Here is a 16,370-nt window from a genome sequence, read left to right as displayed (position 1 = left end):
GAACCGCAGGTCGCGCCGCTACGGGGCGCTCACCCGCCGCCGGTAGACCTCGACGACACGGTCCAGTGAGTCGTCGAGGTAGACCGCGAGCAGCTTCTCGGCCTCGCCCTTGTCGCCGGCCTGAAGGGCCTGGAGGATCTGCCGGTTGCGCGCCAGGTACGGCTCGTGCAGTCGCTTCGGGTCGTCCACGACGTGGAAGGCGAGCCGAAGCTCGGCGAAGACGCTGCGCATCAGCTCGTCGGTGCGGGCGCTTCCCGCGAGGGCTACCAGTTCCCGGTGAAAGTGGATGTTGGCGGTACCCACGCCCTTCCAGTCACCTTCGCGCGCGGCCCGCTGCCCCTCCCCGACGGCTTCGGAGAGCCCGTCCAGGCGGTGCGGGGGCTCGCCGAGACCCCGCACGACGGCGCACTCGACCAGGCCGCGGGTGCGGTAGATGTCCTCGACGTCCTCGACGGTCAGAACCCGGACGAAGACCCCTCGGTTCAGCTCGTGCACGAGCAGGCGTTCGTGTGTGAGCAGCCGGAACGACTCGCGCAGGGTGTTGCGGGAGACGCCGAGGGCGCCGCCGATGCTGTCCTCGGACAGGCGGGTGCCGGGAGGGAAGAACCCTTCGGCGATACGGCTCCTGAGGATGTCCGAGACCCGCTCCGCGGTGCTCGTGCGCCCCAAGAGCGCGCGGTCCTCCGACAGTGAGGTCAGGTGCTCTTCCATGCCGGAATTCAATCGCAGACACAAGAACGAAACAACATGGGTATTGAGGGATCGTTGAACAATCCCCTACGGTACTGCGCACCGGCACGGCTCACTCTCCAAGCACCCTCCGTCCCCCCTCTGCGAGGTGCCCATGAGCACGACCCCTCCGCCGCAGTCCCTGGCCCACCCCACGACCGACGAACGCGCCGCCGACGACGGCGCGTTCGCCTGGCTGCGCGCTCTCGGTCCGCGCGGCCGTCGCGCCTTCGCGGGCGCTTTCGGCGGCTATGCCCTGGATTCCTACGACTACTTCACCCTGCCGCTGAGCATGGTCGCGCTGGCCGCGTACTTCGGCCTGGACAGCGGCCAGACCGGCCTGTTCACCACCGTCACGCTCGTGGTCTCCGCGGTCGGCGGAGCCCTCGCCGGGGTGCTGGCCGACCGGATCGGCCGGGTCAGGGCGCTGATGATCACGGTGATCACCTACGCGGTCTTCACCGTCGCCTGCGGCTTCGCGCCCAACTACGAGACGCTGCTGGTCTTCCGCGCCCTTCAGGGCCTCGGATTCGGCGGCGAGTGGGCGGTCGGCGCGATCCTCGTCGCCGAGTACGCGAGCGCCAAGCACCGCGGTCGCACGCTCGGCGCGATCCAGAGCTCGTGGGCCGTCGGCTGGGCGCTGGCGGCGATCATGTACACGGTGGTCTTCTCGCTCGCCGACGACGACCTGGCCTGGCGCGTGATGTTCTGGACCGGCGCGCTGCCCGCGCTGCTCGTCATCTGGATGCGGCGCCGGGTGCACGACGCGCCCGAGGCCGTGGCCGTACGCGAGAGGAGCACCGAGAAGGGTTCGTTCGCGGCGATCTTCAAGCCCGGCCTGCTGCGGACGACGATCTTCGCGGGGCTGCTCTCGACCGGTGTCCAGGGCGGCTACTACACCCTCGCGACCTGGGTGCCGACCTATCTGAAGACCGAGCGGGACCTGTCGGTCGTCGGCACCGGCGGCTATCTGACGTTCCTGATCTCGGGTGCCTTCATCGGCTATCTGACCGGCGGTTACCTCACCGACCGGCTGGGCCGCCGGCGCAACATCTGGCTGTTCGCGCTGTTGTCGGCGATCTGCATCCTGGCGTACGCCAACATCCCGAGCGGCTCCAACACCCTGCTGCTGGTGCTCGGGTTCCCGCTCGGGTTCTGCATGTCGGCGATCTTCAGCGGCTTCGGCTCGTACCTGAGCGAGCTGTACCCGACGGCGGTGCGCGGCACGGGGCAGGGCTTCACGTACAACACGGGCCGCGCGGTGGGCGCCGTCTTCCCCACCACGGTCGGCTTCCTGGCCGACAGCTGGGGCGTGGGCGGCGCGCTGGTCTTCGGCGCGATCGGCTACGGCATAGCGGCGCTGGCCCTGCTCGGGCTGCCGGAGACGCGCGGGAAGGAGCTGGCATGAACCGTACGGAGGAGCGTCCGCCCCCGGCCGTGGCCGAAGACCGCCCGATCCCTGCCCTGCCCGAAGACCGCCCACTCACCCTGGTCGACGAGCACGCGCACGCGTGGAGCCCGCGAACCGCACGCGCGCGCTTCCGCGAGGGCCTCACGGGCCCCACGGCCGGGGTCGCGGCGGGCCACACCCAGGCCAACCTGATCGCGGTGCCCGCCGACTGGGCGTACGACATGCTGCTGTTCTGCCAGCGCAACCCCAAGCCCTGCCCGGTCCTGGACGTCACGGACACCGGTTCCTGGACGACCGTCCTCGCCGAGGGCGCCGACCTGCGCACCGATCTGCCGCGCTACCGGGTGTGGCGGGACGGCGAGTTGGTGGACGAGCCGACGGACGTGCGCGCGCACTGGCGCGGCGATCTGGTGTCGTTCCTGATCGGCTGCAGCTTCACCTTCGAGTGGGCGCTGGCCGGGGCGGGCGTCCCGATCCGCCATGTCGAGCAGGGCCGCAACGTCCCGATGTACGTGACGAGTCGCCCCTGCCGTCCGGCGGGGCGGCTGCACGGCCCGATGGTGGTGTCGATGCGCCCGGTGCCGCCGCAGCACGTGGCGTCGGCGCTGCGGGAGACCGGACTGCTGCCCGCGGTGCACGGCAGCCCCGTGCACTGCGGCGATCCGTCGGCCCTCGGCATCGCCGACCTCGGGCGGCCCGACTTCGGCGATCCGGTGGACCGGGAGCCGGACGACATCCCCATGTTCTGGGCCTGCGGAGTTACCCCGCAGGCCGCGGTGATGGCCTCGCGCCCGCCGTTCGCCATCACCCACGCGCCGGGCCAGATGTTCCTGACCGACGCCCGCGACGAGCAGTACCGCATCGTCGCCTGACAGCCTGACTGAGGAAACGACGTAACCCATGACCTCGATCGATCTCAACGCCGACCTCGGCGAGGGCTTCGGCCGCTGGCAGCTCACCGACGACGAACGGCTGCTGTCGGTCGTCACCAGCGCCAACGTGGCCTGCGGCTTCCACGCCGGGGACGCGGCCACCATGCGGCGGGTGTGCGAGCAGGCGGCCGAGCGCGGGGTGCGGATCGGCGCCCAGGTCTCCTACCGGGACCTGGCGGGGTTCGGGCGGCGCACGATGGATGTGCCGCCCGCCGAGCTGGCGGCCGAAGTGGCGTACCAGATCGGCGCCCTGGAGGTCTTCGCGCGAGCGGCGGGCACGCGCGTGTCGTACGTCAAGCCGCACGGCGCGCTCTACAACCGCGTCGTGCACGACGAGGAGCAGGCCGGCGCGGTCGTCGACGGCGTGCTCCTGGCGGACGCCGCGCTGCCCGTGCTCGGCCTGCCCGGCTCGCGGCTGCTGGACCTGGCCGCCAAGGCCGGGCTCCCGGCCGTCACGGAGGCGTTCGCGGACCGCGCGTACACCGAGCAGGGCACGCTCGTGCCGCGCGGCCTGGACGGCGCCGTGGTCACCGACCCGGAGGCCGTCGTGGAGCGCTCGGTGGGCCTGGCCCGCACCGGCGAGGTCACCTCCCACTCCGGGAGCCGGGTCGAGGTACGCGCGCGGTCCCTGTGCCTGCACGGCGACACGCCCGGCGCGGTCGAGCTGGCCCGCCGGGTGCGGGCGCGGCTGGAGGAGTCGGGTGTGCGGGTGGAGGCCTTCGTATGAGGGCGCTGCCCGTCGGCGACGAGGCGCTGCTCGTCGAGGTGTCCTCGGGCGAGGAGGCCCAGGCGCTGCACACCGAGCTGCTGCGGCGCCGCGCCGAGGGTTCGCTGTCGGTCCGCGAGATCGTCCCCGCCGCCCGGACCGTCCTGCTCGACGGCCTCCCGGACCCGGCCCGCCTCGCCGCCGAGCTGACCGCCTCCGACGAGCCGCCCACTCCCCCACGCGCGCGTGAGGTCGTCGAACTCCCGGTGCGCTACGACGGACCGGACCTGGCCGACGTCGCCGCGCACTGGGGCGTGTCCGCACAGGAGGTGGCCCGCATCCACGCGGACACCGAATTCAGCGTCGCCTTCTGCGGCTTCGCGCCCGGGTTCGGCTATCTCACGGGCCTTCCGCCGCACTACGACATCCCTCGCCGGGCCACTCCGCGCACCGCCGTCCCCGCCGGTGCGGTGGCCCTGGCGGGCCCGTACACCGGCGTGTACCCGCGCTCCTCGCCGGGCGGCTGGCAGCTGATCGGCACCACGGACGCCGTGCTGTGGGACCACACGCGTGTGCCGGCCGCGCTGTTGTCGCCGGGCACGCGCGTGCGCTTCGTTCCGGTGGGGAGCCCATGACCGACCGCGCGCTGTCCGTCGTACGCGCCGGGGCGCTGACCACCGTGCAGGACCTCGGCCGCCTTGGGCACGCCCATCTCGGCGTCCCCCGCTCCGGGGCGCTGGACGGGCCCGCGGCCGCCCTGGTCAACCGGCTGGTCGGCAACGCCCCCGAGGCGGCCGTGCTGGAGACCACCCTCAGCGGCTGCACGGTGCGGCCCCGTTCCGCGGTCACCGTGGCGGTCGGCGGCGCGCCCTGCCAAGTCGCGGTGGACGGGCGCCCGGTGGCCTGGGGCGCCCCGGTGCACGTGCCCGCGGGTGCGCTCCTGGACGTCGGCGCGGCCATCTCGGGCGTACGGAGCTATGTGGGCGTCTCCGGCGGCGTCGCCGTCGATCCGGTCCTGGGCAGCCGCTCCACGGACCTGCTGTCCGGCCTCGGCCCACCGCCCCTCACGGACGGCGCGGTGCTGCCCTTGGGCCCACCGGCGCGGCCGCACGCGCGCGTGGACGTCGCCCCGCAGCCGGCGCCCCCCGCCGAACTCGTCCTGCGCGTGACGCTCGGCCCGCGCGACGACTGGTTCACGCCGCAGTCCGTGCGGGCCTTCACCGCCCACCCGTACCGCGTCTCCCCCGCGAGCAACCGCATTGGGCTGCGCACCGAGGGCCCCGCCTTGGAACGGGCCCTTCCCCGCGAACTCCCCAGCGAGGGCGTGGTCCTGGGCGCGGTCCAGGTCCCGCCCGACGGCCGGCCGGTCGTCTTCCTCGCCGACCACCCGACGACGGGCGGCTACCCGGTGATCGCCGTCGTCCGCGCGGCCGACCTCCCGGCCGCCGCGCAGGCGGTGCCGGGCACCGCGGTGCGCTTCGTGGCCGTGGGACGCCGCTGACGGCCAAGTCCGTTACGCCGCCTCCGGTTCGGGCTGGTGCCCCGGGACCGGGCGCGGCCCGGGCAGCGACAACCCGTCGGGCAGCGCCAGTTTGGCCGCCACGGACCGGTGCTCGGCCACCAGCCGAGGTTCGGCAAGAGCCCTCGCCTCCGGCACCGTCAGCGAGGCCAGTGCCGTGGACACCGCCTGGGCCGCACGCAGGTCGAGCCGGCCGCAGGTGCCCCGCGCGCGGTGCCGCATCTCGGTGACGGCGAGACGCAGCAGCTGGGGCAGCAGGTCGTTGCACCGCCGGATCACCCAGGCGGTGCCCGCGGTGGCCAGCCACAGCAGGCTCGCCGACCTGGTGGGCGGCGGGAACTCGGGCTCGGGCGAGGGCTCGGTCCCTGTCGCGATGCCTCGCTTCGCCAGCATCGCGTGGAAGCGCAGCGCGAGCTGCCGGTGACCGCGCTCGCCGGGATGCAGCCGGTCCGCGCTCCACATCGCGCGGTCGCCGATCCAGTCGTCGTCGACCGCGTGCAGATGCACGGCCCCGTACCGCTCGGACAGCGTGTGGACCACCGTGTTGACCGCCCGCTGCCGCCGGGCCAGCGGCCGGCCCAGAAGCCCCGGCAGCCCCAGCATCGTGCCCGGGTCGGGCAGACAGGCCGTGAGCACGGCGGTGCCCTGACGGGTGAAGGACGCGTAGACCTTGTCGAGGCGTTCGGCGATCTTGTCGATGTCGTAGGTGCCGCGCAGCGTGTCGTTGACGCCCACGACGACGGACGCGACATGCGGCCGCAGGGACAGCGCCGTGGGGAGCTGGGTCTCCAGCACGTCCCGCGTCTGTGCCCCGCTGACCGCCAGGTTGGTGAACTCGGCGGCCGGCTCGGACAGCCCGCCGGCGAGCAGCGCGGCCCAGCCGCGCCACCCGTTCCCCACGGGATCGCCCACCCCCTCGGACAGGGAGTCCCCGAGGGCGACGTAGCGCAGCGGTCTCATGCCGCGCCCTCCGCACGCAGGAAGGGACGCGCCGGCAGGGCCGCGTCGTGCGCGGTGAGGAAGGCGTCCACCGCGGTGCCCCACCCGAAGCACTCGGCACGCGCGCGTGCGGTCTCCCGGCGCTCGCGCTCCGGACGGTCGAGCAGCATCTCCACGGCGTCCGCGAAGGCGTCCCCGTTGTCCGCGGCGGTGGCCCCGGCGGAGCCGATCACCTCCGGCAGCGCGGAGGACGCGCTCGCGACGACGGGCGTACCGCAGGCCATGGCCTCCAGCGCGGCGAGCCCGAAGGTCTCGGCGGGCCCGGGGGCCAGAGCGACATCGGCGGAGGCTTGGAGCGCGCCGAGCAGGCTGCGGTCGGCGACATGCCCGAGGAACGTCACCGGCAGGTCGCGCTCCTGCGCCCGCTTCTCAAGACCCGCGCGCAGCGGCCCGTTCCCGGCGACCACGAGCACGGCGCGCACTCCGCGCCGGCGCAGGGACTCCAGGGCGTCCAGGGCGGTGCCGGGCCGCTTCTCCACGGAGAGCCGGGAGCACATCACCAGCAGCGTCTCGTCGGCACGCGCGTGTGTGGCGCGCAGCGCGGCGTCGCGCAGGGTGGGGCGCCGGTTCATCAGGTCGACGCCCAGCGGGGCCCGTACGACGTTGCGGGCGCCGATCCGCACGAACTCCCGCTCGGCGAACTCGGTGGTGCACACCACCTTGGAGTACGTGTGGGCCGTACGGACGTTGAGGGCGTCGGCGGCGCGCCGGGAGAGGTTCTCCGACAGGCCCCAGGTGCGCAGCACGCCGTCGGCGGTCTCGTGGGAGACCATCACGGCGGGGACCCGGGCGCGGCGGGCCCACCTGCCGGTCCAGCGCAGCGTGGTGCGGTCGGAGACCTCCAGGCGGTCGGGGGCGAGCTCCTCCAGGAGCGCCGCGACCCGGCGCTTGTCGATGAGGACGCGGTAGCCGCCGGTGCCGGGCAGCATCGGCCCGGGCAGGGTGATCACCCGGCCCTGCTCGGTCTCGCAGTCGCTGTGCTTGTCTCCGGGCACGATCAGGACGGGATCGTGGCCCGCCACCTTGAAGCCCTTGCCCAGCTCGCGCAGCGCGGTGCGCAGCCCTCCGGAGGCGGGCGCGACGAAGTTGGCGAGGCGGACGATGCGCAGGCCGGTCATGCCGCCACCACCGCCCGGCGCGCGGCGAGCACGTCCCCGTAGTGCCCGATGAGCTGGTCGCCGATGGCCGCCCAGGTGCGGCCCTCGACCGTGGCACGGCCGGCGGCCCCGTACGCGGCCCGCAGCGCCGGGTCGGCGGCCAGGGACCGCACGGCGTCGCGTACGGCGTCCGCGTCGCGCGGCGGCACCAGCACGCCGGTGCGGCCGTGGTCGACCAGGTCGAGGGGGCCGCCCGCGGCGGGCGCGACGACGGGCACGCCGCTGGCCATGGCCTCCTGCACGGTCTGGCAGAAGGTCTCGAAGGGGCCGGTGTGGGCGAACACGTCGAACGAGGCGAAGATCCGGGCGAGGTCGTCCCCACCGCGTCGGCCCAGGAAGACCGCGCCGGGCAGGGCCTCGCCGAGTGCGGGCCGGCTCGGCCCATCGCCGACGATCACGACCTTCACGCCCGGGATGCCGCAGGCGCCGGCGAGCAGCTCGATGTGCTTCTCCGGGGCGAGCCGCCCGACGTAGCCGACGATGACCTCGCCGTTCGGGGCGAGTTCGCGGCGCAGCGCCTCGTCACGGAGCTCGGGGCGGAAGCGGGCGGTGTCCACGCCGCGCGCCCACATCCTGAGCCGGGGCACCCCGTGGGTCTCGAGGTCGTTCATGGACGCGCTGGACGGGACGAGGGTGAGGTCGGCGGCGGAGTGGACGGAGCGGATGCGCCGCCAGGCCGCGGCCTCGCCGGCACCCATGTAGGTGCGGGCATATCCGGCCAGGTCCGTCTGGTAGACGGCGACGGCGGGGATGCCGAGCCGGGCGGCGGCGGCCATGCCGCGTACGCCGAGGACGAAGGGGCTGGCCAGGTGCACGACGTCGGGCCGGTGCTGGATCAGCGCGGCGGCGAGGCGTCGGCTGGGGAGCGCGACCCTGACCTGGGGATAGCCGGGGAGCGGAAGGGAGGGGACATGGACGACGGGGCAGGGCGCCAGAGCGGCGGCCGCCTTGTTCCCGGGAGCGGGAGCCGGTGCGACGACGAGGGGAGCGTGACCGCGGTCGACGAGGTGTCGGGCGGTCTGGAGCGCGCAGTGGGCCACGCCGTTCACATCGGGGGGAAAGGATTCGGTCACGATGACGACACGCATACCGGTGTTGTCGCCGTGCTGGACGTGGCCGCGTCAAAGTGGATCTTTCCGAACGACAAACGTCCCATGAGCGTTCCGCTGCGCACCCGAGCAGGTCAGGCCGCCGCCATGTGCTCCTGACCTGCCGGTCATTCCGTGTTCACCCGGCGGGCGGATCTCCCCGAGATTCACCGGGTGAACACATGTCAGCCGGTGCTCGCGTCCGGTCCGATCCGGCTGCGTACGGCCGTCTGGACCTCCGCCTCCTCGGCGGGGTCGGCGGCGAGCCGGCGCAGTCGTTCGACGACGCGGGTGTCGCCGGTCTCGGCGTGCCGGGCGGCGATCTCGCGGGTGGTCTCCTCGCAGTCCCAGAGGCACTCGACGGCGAATCCGGACGGGAAGGAGGGATCGGTGGCGGCGAGGGCACGGGCGGTGCGGCCGCGCAGATGGGAGGAGGCGGTCTCGCGGTAGACGTGCCGCAGCACGGGGGCGGCGCAGGCGATGCCGAGCCGTCCGGTGCCGTCCACGAGGGTCCACAGGGTCGGGGCGTCGGGGCCTTCGCCGCGTACGGCCTCCCGTAGGGCCGCGAGGACGAGGTCCTTGTCCTCGGCTCCGCCCCGGCAGGCGAGCATGCGTCCGGCGGCGGCGCCCAGCGGGTCGGGCCGTCGGGCCCAGCCACGCGCGCGGTCGACGGCGGCGACACTGCGCATCCGTTCGAAGGCGTCGACGGCGGCCTCCACGACCGGCGGTGAGCCGGTGATCACGGCCGCCTCGATCAGGGCGAGGGCGTCCGGGTCGTTGCTGTCGGCGAGATAGCGCAGGGCCGTACAGCGGGCTCCGTCGGTGCCGTCCTGGGCGGCGGCGACGATTTCGGGCCGGTCCTCGGGGCCCGCGACGGCCATGAGGCACCGTGCGGCGGGCACATGGAGCGCGACGCCGCGCTCTAGGCCCTGCTGGGCCCATTCGAAGACCGCCTGCACGCTCCACCCCGGACGGGGCCCGGTAGGTCGCATCTGGCGCTGCCAGCGGTCGAAGCAGCCGGCCTCCTGAGCGGCACGCACACGCGTGGCGATCGATTCGCGCGGATCCTCGGCCCACAGCCGCCAGGGCCGTGGCTCAAAAGCGTCCCGTACGGCGGCGGCCAGCTCGGCCTCGCCCTCGGGATCGGCCGGGAAGCGGGCGAGGACGGGCGCGGCGAGGGCGCGCAGCCCGGTGTCGTCGTCCCTGAGGGCGAGTTCGTCCAGGGCCCAGGCCCAGTTGGAGCCGGTGGCGGCGTACCGGCGCAGCAGCGCGAGCGCGTCCCGCCGGCCGTAGGAGGCGAGGTGGCCGAGGACGGCGAGGGCCAGGCCGGTGCGTGACTCCTCGGTGTCGAGGGCGTCCTCGACGTCGAAGAGGTGCGCCTCGATCTCGTCCAGCTCGCCGTTCAGGTCGAGGTAGAGACGGGCGTAGTACAGGGAGCGGTTCTCCACCTGCCAGTCGTGGCGGGGATCCCGCAGCACACAGTGGTTCAAAGCCGCGAGCGCCTCGGCGCGCGGGGCGGTGAGCGCGTGCAGTGTGCCGTCGCCGCGGCCCCGCTGAAGCAGGCCGAGCAGCGTACCGCTGGGCGCTATGACCGGTTCGAACATGGGAAACAGCCTCACATCAAGCGTCGACGCAACCGGGATCTTGCTTTACCTGGCCGCGTGACAACACGTCGGGGCGCCCGCCGTTTCCTGCTTGCTGTAGACCATCTTCCTCTGCCTCTCGTCAGTGGCCCATGCGGACCGCATCACGGCCCGCGCGGTGCGGCAACACCTGCCCAGCCATCGCGTCCGTGAATCACGACGTCATGATGACTCGGCACTTCCGTCTGCCGCGACCGAAATTTCGGCGGCCCGGTACCGCCTCCCCCGTTTTCTGCGTTTTCGCTGGTCAGGTGATTCGGATCAGTGTGCGCCGAACAGCTCGAGCAGGTCCGCCTTGCCGAACATGCGGGCCGTGTCGACGGCCGACGGGGTGCCCGCGGCCGGGTCGGCGCCGCCGTCCAGCAGGGCCTTGATGACTTCCGTCTCGCCCTTGAAGACCGCACCGGCGAGTGGCGTCTGGCCTCGGTCGTTGACATCGTCCGCGGCGGCGCCCCGGTCGAGCAGGGCGCGCACCGCGTCGGCGTGGCCGTGGTAGGCGGCGAGCATCACCAGGGAGTCGCCGCGGTCATTGGTGAGGTTGGCCGGAACGCCGGCGTCCACGTATGCCACGAGCGCCTCGGTCTGCCCCTGCCGGGCCAGATCGAAGATCTTGGTCGCCAGCTCCACGACCTCGGGGTCGGGGGCTTCAGTCATCGGCCGGACCGCCTCTCACTACGAACGGGGACTGCGGGGAACTGCGGGGAGCACGGGTACGACCGGCGAGCGGTGCTCGGCCGTACGAGTGATTCGCCAGCGTACTGGCTAGCGCGGCACATGACCCGATGCGCCGGCGGCAAAGATCATCGCAGACACGGTCGAACGCGACACCCAAGCCCATCCGGTCAAAGACACTCCGCCGCGCGGGGGAAATCTGCCGGATTTCACCCAGTTGCACCTTTTATAGTATGGATACATCCTGTGAGCCTGGAAGTACTCATGGTGACTGTCCCCACCAACCAGGAGCACTCACATGATCCTCTCCATCTCAGGCGTCGTTCTGCTCGGCATCGTCGTCTTCATCTTCTTCCGCAAGGACGGGCTGAAGGCGTCGCACGCCCTGATCTCGGCCCTGTTCGGCTTCTATCTGGCCAGCACGGCCATCGCCCCGAGTATCAAGGCAGGCGGCGAGAGCCTCGCGAGCCTGCTGGGCGGCATCCAGTTCTGACGCCGCCCCACCCGCCCGTACGCACCTGTAGGAGACAGCAGTGGCCCGCCGCCCCCTCCCCCGCATCCTGAGCACAGGCAGCGCGCAGATCGCCCGGAGCCGGGATCTGGCCCGGGCTCAGTTCGCCCGAAGCCGGGAGCTGGCCCGGACGGCGGGCGACAGCGCCTCCGACGTCCTGCATCCACTGATCACGATCACCCGTGGTCTGCGCCGGCTGGCCGCGGCCGGGCGGCGCAGATGGGCCGGGACCCCCAAGGACAAGCGCGGAGCGCTGCTGTTCATGGTGGCCTCGGTGATCCTCGTCGTGGCACTGGTGCCGTACGGGCCGCTGCTCGCCGTCATCACCCTGATGGCGGCGGCAGCCTGGCAGGGCCGGGACCGCAAGCCGGCCGCGCCCGAGGGGCCCGACGAGTCGCAGCTCGAGCGGCTGAGATCGCTGTACGAGGCGCTGGTGCCGTACTTCTGCGCGGCCGACGACCCGGCACCGCTCTACACCCACGGCGGCGCATGGCAGAAGGCGTTCCCGGAGTACGAGTTCGACGGCACCGGACGCGTCAGCAGCCTCCTCGTCCGCTACCCCGCCTACTTCACCGACGGCGAGGCGCAGGCCCGTGCGCGCATCGAGCATCTGCTGACCACCAAGTCCGGCCGCGGCCGGGAGTACCACTTCGACTGGGACGAGGAGGGCAACGAGCTCACGGTCACCGTCCTCGCCCCGCTGCCCACCGACATCGCCGCCCAGCGTTTCGTCACGGCCCCCGGCGAGACCGTCCTCGGCTTCACCGACCCCAGCCGGACGCAGCGCACGCTGCCCCTCACCCACGGCGAGGAACAGCGCGACGTACCGCCGGTGGTCTGGCGCACCGGCATCCGCTCCACCGAGCCGCACCTGCTGGTCATGGGCCAGCCGGGCAGCGGCACCTCGTCCCTGCTGCGCTCCATCGCGCTGCAGGCCCTCCAGTACGGCGACGTCGTCATCGTGGAGGGCGGCAGCACCGGTGAGTACGCCTGTCTGACCGGCCGGGACGGCGTCCTGGCCGTCGAGTGCGGGCTGGCCGGGGCGATCGCCAGCATGGAGTGGGCCGCGACCGAGACGGAGCGGCGCCTGATCGCCGTGAACCGGGCCCGGCAGGCAGGCAACCCCCCGCCGGACGACACCAAGCGCCCGCTGTGGGTCCTGCTGGACCGCCCCACGGTGTTCACCCACCTCGCCGCCGCCGACGACCGCAAGGACCCGCAGTCCCTGCTCCAGGTGCCCCTGCGACACGGCCGCGCGGCGAACGTCACGGTGGTCGTGGCCGAGCAGTGGGACGCCATGGACGCTCTGTCCGACCCCGTACGGCAGCACACCCGCGCGCGGGTCGTGCTCGGCCCCGCGACGGCCCGGCAACTGGAGTCGGTCCTGGGCGCTCCCCCGCACACCACCCCGGTCGCCGACGTCCCGCCCGGCCGCGGCTACGCCCGCCTCGGCGTCGGCCCGGTGCACCGCCTCCAGGTCCCGGCGACCCCGGACCCCTACGACGACGCGACGAGCGACGCGCACCGGCAGGCGGTACTGGACCTGCTGCCGGAGCGGACCACGCCGGTCGAGGCGGCGCCGCTGACCGATCTGGAAAAAGCGGAACAGGAGCCGGAGCCGGTGCCGGTGCCGGCGAAGGCTGTGGTGGCCGAGACGTCGTGACGCCCAATGCCGCGCGAGCTGGGGTTCGTGGCCCCGGTGATCGGCATCGACCCACCCCCGGCGGGGCCCCAGCCCCGTTCGCCCCCACGCCCCTGGAGGACGGGGGCCGGCTCGGCGACCTTCGCGACCGCGTCCAGGCCGTCGACCGCCTGACCGATCACGTCGATGTCGGGCTCGGTGTCGAGCAGCACGGAGGATCCCTGCCGGACCATGTGCTGATCGTCGGCGACGACCACACGGACCGGGCTGCCGAAGCACCCGAGCCGCTCGCCCCTTACGCCACGAACGGCCGCATCGACTCCCCGGCCGCGCTGCCCCCGCTCTCCACCAGTCGCGCGGCCGCCGCCAACCGCACCGCGGCCTCCTCCGCCACGGCGCCGCCCACGGTGAACGGCAGCCGCACATAGCCCTCGAAGGCCCCGTCCACCCCGAACCGAGGCCCGGACGGCACCCGCACCCCCACCCGTTCGCCCGCCTCCGCGAGCCGGGACCCCGACAGGCCCCCGGTCCGCACCCACAGGGTCAACCCGCCCCGCGGCACCTCGAACTCCCACTCGGGCAGCTCCCGCCGCACGGCCGCCACCAGCGCGTCCCGGTTCTCCGCGGCCTGGCCCCGCCGCAGCTCCACGGCCTGCTCCCAACCCCCGGTGCCGAACAGCCAGTTCACGGCGAGCTGCTCCAGCACCGGCGTCCCCAGGTCGGCGTACGCGCGCGCGGCGACAAGACTGCGGATCACATCCGGAGCCGCCCGCACCCATCCGATCCGCATCCCCGCCCAGAACGCCTTGCTGGCCGACCCGACGGTGATCACGGTCGACCCGGCGGGGTCGAAGGCACACACCGTGCGCGGCATCCGAAGATCCGGATCCAGCCACAGCTCGCTCATCGTCTCGTCCGCGACCAGCACGGTCCCCGCCGACCGGGCCGCGTCCACCAGCCGCCGCCGCTGGTCCTCGTCGGCCAGCGCCCCGGTCGGGTTGTGGAAGTCGGCGACGACATAGGCCATCCGCGGCGCGGCCTCCCGCAGCACCTGCCGCCAGCGGTCCATGTCCCAGCCGGCCAGCCCGTCGGCCATGGCGACGGGCACGAGCCGGGCCCCCGCCTCCCGCATGAGCTGGAGGATGTTCGCGTATGACGGTGACTCGACCGCGATCCGCTCGCCGCGCCCGGCGAACAGATGGCAGATCGCGTCCATGGCGCCCATCGCCCCGGTCGTCACCATGATCTGCTCGGGCATGGTCGGAATCCCGCGCGCCGAGTACCGGTCGGCGATCATCGCGCGCAGCACGGGCAGCCCGGCCGGATAGTCGCCGTGGGTGTGCGCGTACGGCGGCAGTTCCTCCAGGGCGCCCCGCACGGCACGGGTCAGCCACGGTTCCGGGGCGGGCAGTGCCGCGGTGCCCAGGTCGATGACCGAGCCGAGCGCCTCGGGCGGCAGCGGTTCGAGGCCGCGCGCGGGCAGCGGGTTCCCGGCCGGCACCGCGGTCCAGCTCCCGGCCCCGCGCCGCGACTCCAGGAACCCCTCGCTGCGCAGCGCCTCGTACGCCGCCGCCACGGTCGTACGGCTCACGGACAGCGCGAGGGCCAGCTCGCGCTCGGCGGGCAGCCGGGCGGCGACCGGAACGCGGCCCTCCAGGACCAGCAGCCGGACACCGTCGGCCAGCGCCCGGTACGCGGGCGGCCGTTTGCTGCCGGGGCCGGCGGGGCGATCTTGCTGGGAGGTGAGGAGTCGGGCGAGCTGCGCGGCACCCACCGCCGAAGTCCACTGCGCCATGAATCCAGTCCACCTTCTCCGAATTGGCCATGGATGGCTGTGCATCCCGAGCCACAGGGTGTCATGCGTCGGTCCACTACCACCACAGGGGGGCACGTCTTGTCCACGCAGAGGCGTCTCGCACAGCGGCTCACGCACGGGCATCTCACACGGCGGCTGTCACAGCTCTACCTCGGGCTCGCGCTCTACGGCGCGAGCTCGGCGCTGCTCGTCGAGGCGGGCCTCGGCCTGGAGCCCTGGAACGTGCTGCACCAGGGCCTCGCCGAACACACCGGCCTGACGATCGGCGTCGTCTCGATCATCGTCGGGGCGACGGTCCTGCTCCTGTGGGTCCCGCTGCGCCAGCGCCCCGGCCTCGGCACCGTCTCCAACGTCTTCGTGGTCGGCATCGCGATGGACGGCACCCTCGCCCTGGTCCCCGACGCGCACTCCCTGGCCGTACGGATCCCCCTTCTCCTCGCCGGCATCGTGCTCAACGGCGTGGCCACCGGCCTGTACATCGCCGCCCGCTTCGGGCCGGGCCCCCGGGACGGCCTGATGACCGGCCTGCACCGGCGCACCGGCCGCTCGATCCGCCTGATGCGCACGGCCGTCGAGATCGCGGTCGTCGTGACCGGCTTCGCCCTGGGCGGCACCGTCGGTGTCGGCACCGTCCTGTACGCGGTGTCGATCGGCCCGCTCGCCCAGTTCTTCCTGCGCGTGTTCGCCGTTCCCCCGGCATCCGACGGCAGCACGGTCGTTGCCACCGGGCAACCCCGGGGAGCGATACTGCGTCCGTGAGCACCACGCGCATACGGCACCCGTATCTCGACCACCCCGGCCCGATCCCGTTCGCCCATCGGGGCGGGGCGGCGGACGGCCTGGAGAACACCGCGCTGCAGTTCCGGCGCGCGGTCGACCTGGGCTACCGGTACATCGAGACCGACGTCCACACCACGCGCGACGGCAAGCTCGTCGCCTTCCACGACGCGACCCTGGACCGGGTGACGGACGGGGCGGGCCGGATCGCCGACCTGCCCTGGGACGACGTACGGCAGGCGCGCGTGGCGGGCGAGGAGCCGGTGCCCCTCTTCGAGGAACTCCTGGAGACCTTCCCCGACGTGCGCTGGAACGTCGACCTCAAGGCGGAGCCGGCGCTCCACCCCTTCCTGGACCTCATCGAGCGCACGGCCGCCTGGGACCGCGTCTGCGTCGGTTCCTTCTCCGAGGCGCGCGTCGTGCGCGCCCAGCGGCTGGCCGGACCGCGCCTGGCGACGTCGTACGGCACCCGGGGCGTGCTCAATCTGCGGCTGCGCTCCTGGGGGGTGCCGGCCGCGCTGCGCCGTTCGGCGGTGGCCGCCCAGGTGCCCGAGGCGCAGTCCGGCATCCAGGTGGTGGACCACCGCTTCGTGCGGGCCGCCCACGCGCGCGGCCTCCAGGTGCACGTGTGGACCATCAACGATCCCGATGCGATGCACCGGCTCCTGGACCTGGGAGTCGATGGCATCATGACCGATCACATCGACACATTGCGCAAGGTCATGGAGGACCGGGGCGTCTGGGTCTGACCCGGCCCGCCCGCTCCGC

At 73.4% G+C, this 16,370-nt stretch carries 16 protein-coding genes and 1 pseudogene; 9 read left to right on the top strand and 8 right to left on the bottom strand.

All coding sequences use genetic code 11. The features are described 5' to 3' along the window. Nucleotides 1–18: 18 nt before the first annotated feature. Complete coding sequence (locus IM697_RS15735) at nucleotides 19–711, bottom strand: GntR family transcriptional regulator (protein WP_194048306.1); 693 nt, start codon at nucleotides 709–711, stop codon at nucleotides 19–21. 133 nt (nucleotides 712–844) lie between these two features. On the opposite strand from IM697_RS15735, the gene IM697_RS15730 reads away from it, so the two are divergent. The 5 genes from IM697_RS15730 to IM697_RS15710 are packed head-to-tail and all read left to right on the top strand — an operon-like array spanning nucleotide 845 to nucleotide 5,279. Further along, the gene (locus IM697_RS15730; RefSeq protein ID WP_194048305.1) at nucleotides 845–2,137 is read left to right on the top strand and encodes an MFS transporter; all 1,293 of its coding nucleotides are present in this window, start codon (nucleotides 845–847) and stop codon (nucleotides 2,135–2,137) included. Next, the gene (locus IM697_RS15725; protein ID WP_228044691.1) at nucleotides 2,134–3,012 is read left to right on the top strand and encodes a putative hydro-lyase; all 879 of its coding nucleotides are present in this window, start codon (nucleotides 2,134–2,136) and stop codon (nucleotides 3,010–3,012) included. The genes IM697_RS15730 and IM697_RS15725 overlap by 4 nt, the downstream gene beginning before the upstream one ends. 28 nt (nucleotides 3,013–3,040) lie before the next feature. Then, nucleotides 3,041–3,799, top strand: coding sequence for a LamB/YcsF family protein (locus IM697_RS15720; RefSeq protein ID WP_194048304.1), 759 nt, complete (start codon nucleotides 3,041–3,043; stop codon nucleotides 3,797–3,799). Further along, complete coding sequence (locus IM697_RS15715) at nucleotides 3,796–4,413, top strand: 5-oxoprolinase subunit B family protein (RefSeq protein ID WP_194048303.1); 618 nt, start codon at nucleotides 3,796–3,798, stop codon at nucleotides 4,411–4,413. Before IM697_RS15720 ends, IM697_RS15715 begins: the two co-directional genes overlap by 4 nt. Further along, entirely contained in the window at nucleotides 4,410–5,279 is an 870-nt protein-coding gene (locus IM697_RS15710) for a 5-oxoprolinase subunit C family protein (RefSeq protein WP_194048302.1), read from the top strand. The genes IM697_RS15715 and IM697_RS15710 overlap by 4 nt, the downstream gene beginning before the upstream one ends. Nucleotides 5,280–5,291: 12 nt before the next feature. On the opposite strand, the gene IM697_RS15705 is transcribed toward IM697_RS15710, so the two are convergent. The 5 genes from IM697_RS15705 to IM697_RS15685 form a co-directional block, all read right to left on the bottom strand. Beyond that, the gene (locus IM697_RS15705; RefSeq protein ID WP_194048301.1) at nucleotides 5,292–6,257 is read right to left on the bottom strand and encodes an SGNH/GDSL hydrolase family protein; all 966 of its coding nucleotides are present in this window, start codon (nucleotides 6,255–6,257) and stop codon (nucleotides 5,292–5,294) included. Beyond that, nucleotides 6,254–7,414 (bottom strand): glycosyltransferase, encoded by a 1,161-nt coding sequence (locus tag IM697_RS15700; protein WP_194048300.1) that lies wholly within the window; start codon nucleotides 7,412–7,414, stop codon nucleotides 6,254–6,256. The genes IM697_RS15705 and IM697_RS15700 overlap by 4 nt, the downstream gene beginning before the upstream one ends. Beyond that, nucleotides 7,411–8,541: a glycosyltransferase family 4 protein gene (locus IM697_RS15695; RefSeq protein ID WP_194048299.1), complete on the bottom strand. Its 1,131-nt coding sequence runs from the start codon at nucleotides 8,539–8,541 to the stop codon at nucleotides 7,411–7,413. The genes IM697_RS15700 and IM697_RS15695 overlap by 4 nt, the downstream gene beginning before the upstream one ends. Before the next feature lie 185 nt (nucleotides 8,542–8,726). After that, nucleotides 8,727–10,145, bottom strand: coding sequence for a HEAT repeat domain-containing protein (locus IM697_RS15690; RefSeq protein ID WP_194048298.1), 1,419 nt, complete (start codon nucleotides 10,143–10,145; stop codon nucleotides 8,727–8,729). Nucleotides 10,146–10,445: 300 nt separating this feature from the next. Further along, a complete protein-coding gene (locus IM697_RS15685) occupies nucleotides 10,446–10,838 on the bottom strand; it encodes an ankyrin repeat domain-containing protein (RefSeq protein WP_194048297.1) in 393 nt (130 codons plus the stop codon). A 316-nt stretch (nucleotides 10,839–11,154) separates the two neighbouring features. Here IM697_RS15685 and IM697_RS15680 point away from each other — a divergent pair, with 316 nt between their 5' ends. Beyond that, nucleotides 11,155–11,349: a hypothetical protein gene (locus IM697_RS15680; RefSeq protein ID WP_004002760.1), complete on the top strand. Its 195-nt coding sequence runs from the start codon at nucleotides 11,155–11,157 to the stop codon at nucleotides 11,347–11,349. Between the two features lie 40 nt (nucleotides 11,350–11,389). Next, complete coding sequence (locus IM697_RS15675; protein ID WP_194048296.1) at nucleotides 11,390–13,030, top strand: hypothetical protein; 1,641 nt, start codon at nucleotides 11,390–11,392, stop codon at nucleotides 13,028–13,030. Between the two features lie 101 nt (nucleotides 13,031–13,131). On the opposite strand, the pseudogene IM697_RS44620 reads toward IM697_RS15675, so the two are convergent. Both IM697_RS44620 and IM697_RS15670 read right to left on the bottom strand, forming a co-directional pair. Beyond that, a pseudogene (locus IM697_RS44620) lies at nucleotides 13,132–13,242 on the bottom strand (DNA-binding response regulator); the annotation flags it as partial. Between the two features lie 62 nt (nucleotides 13,243–13,304). After that, nucleotides 13,305–14,804: an SCO1417 family PLP biosynthesis transcription factor gene (locus IM697_RS15670; protein ID WP_194048295.1), complete on the bottom strand. Its 1,500-nt coding sequence runs from the start codon at nucleotides 14,802–14,804 to the stop codon at nucleotides 13,305–13,307. A 63-nt stretch (nucleotides 14,805–14,867) separates the two neighbouring features. Here IM697_RS15670 and yczE point away from each other — a divergent pair, with 63 nt between their 5' ends. Continuing rightward, nucleotides 14,868–15,584 (top strand): membrane protein YczE, encoded by a 717-nt coding sequence (gene yczE / locus IM697_RS15665; protein ID WP_194048294.1) that lies wholly within the window; start codon nucleotides 14,868–14,870, stop codon nucleotides 15,582–15,584. Further along, on the top strand, nucleotides 15,581–16,351 hold the full coding sequence (locus IM697_RS15660) for a glycerophosphodiester phosphodiesterase family protein (RefSeq protein WP_194048293.1): 771 nt from the start codon (nucleotides 15,581–15,583) through the stop codon (nucleotides 16,349–16,351). Before yczE ends, IM697_RS15660 begins: the two co-directional genes overlap by 4 nt. The last annotated feature ends 19 nt before the right edge of the window (nucleotides 16,352–16,370 follow it).

Origin of the sequence: Streptomyces ferrugineus, from assembly GCF_015160855.1 — a bacterium.
Taxonomy (GTDB): Bacteria; Actinomycetota; Actinomycetes; order Streptomycetales; family Streptomycetaceae; genus Streptomyces; species Streptomyces ferrugineus.
The sequence above is the reverse complement of the archived record's forward strand: the minus strand, read 5'-3'. Positions and strand labels throughout refer to the sequence as shown.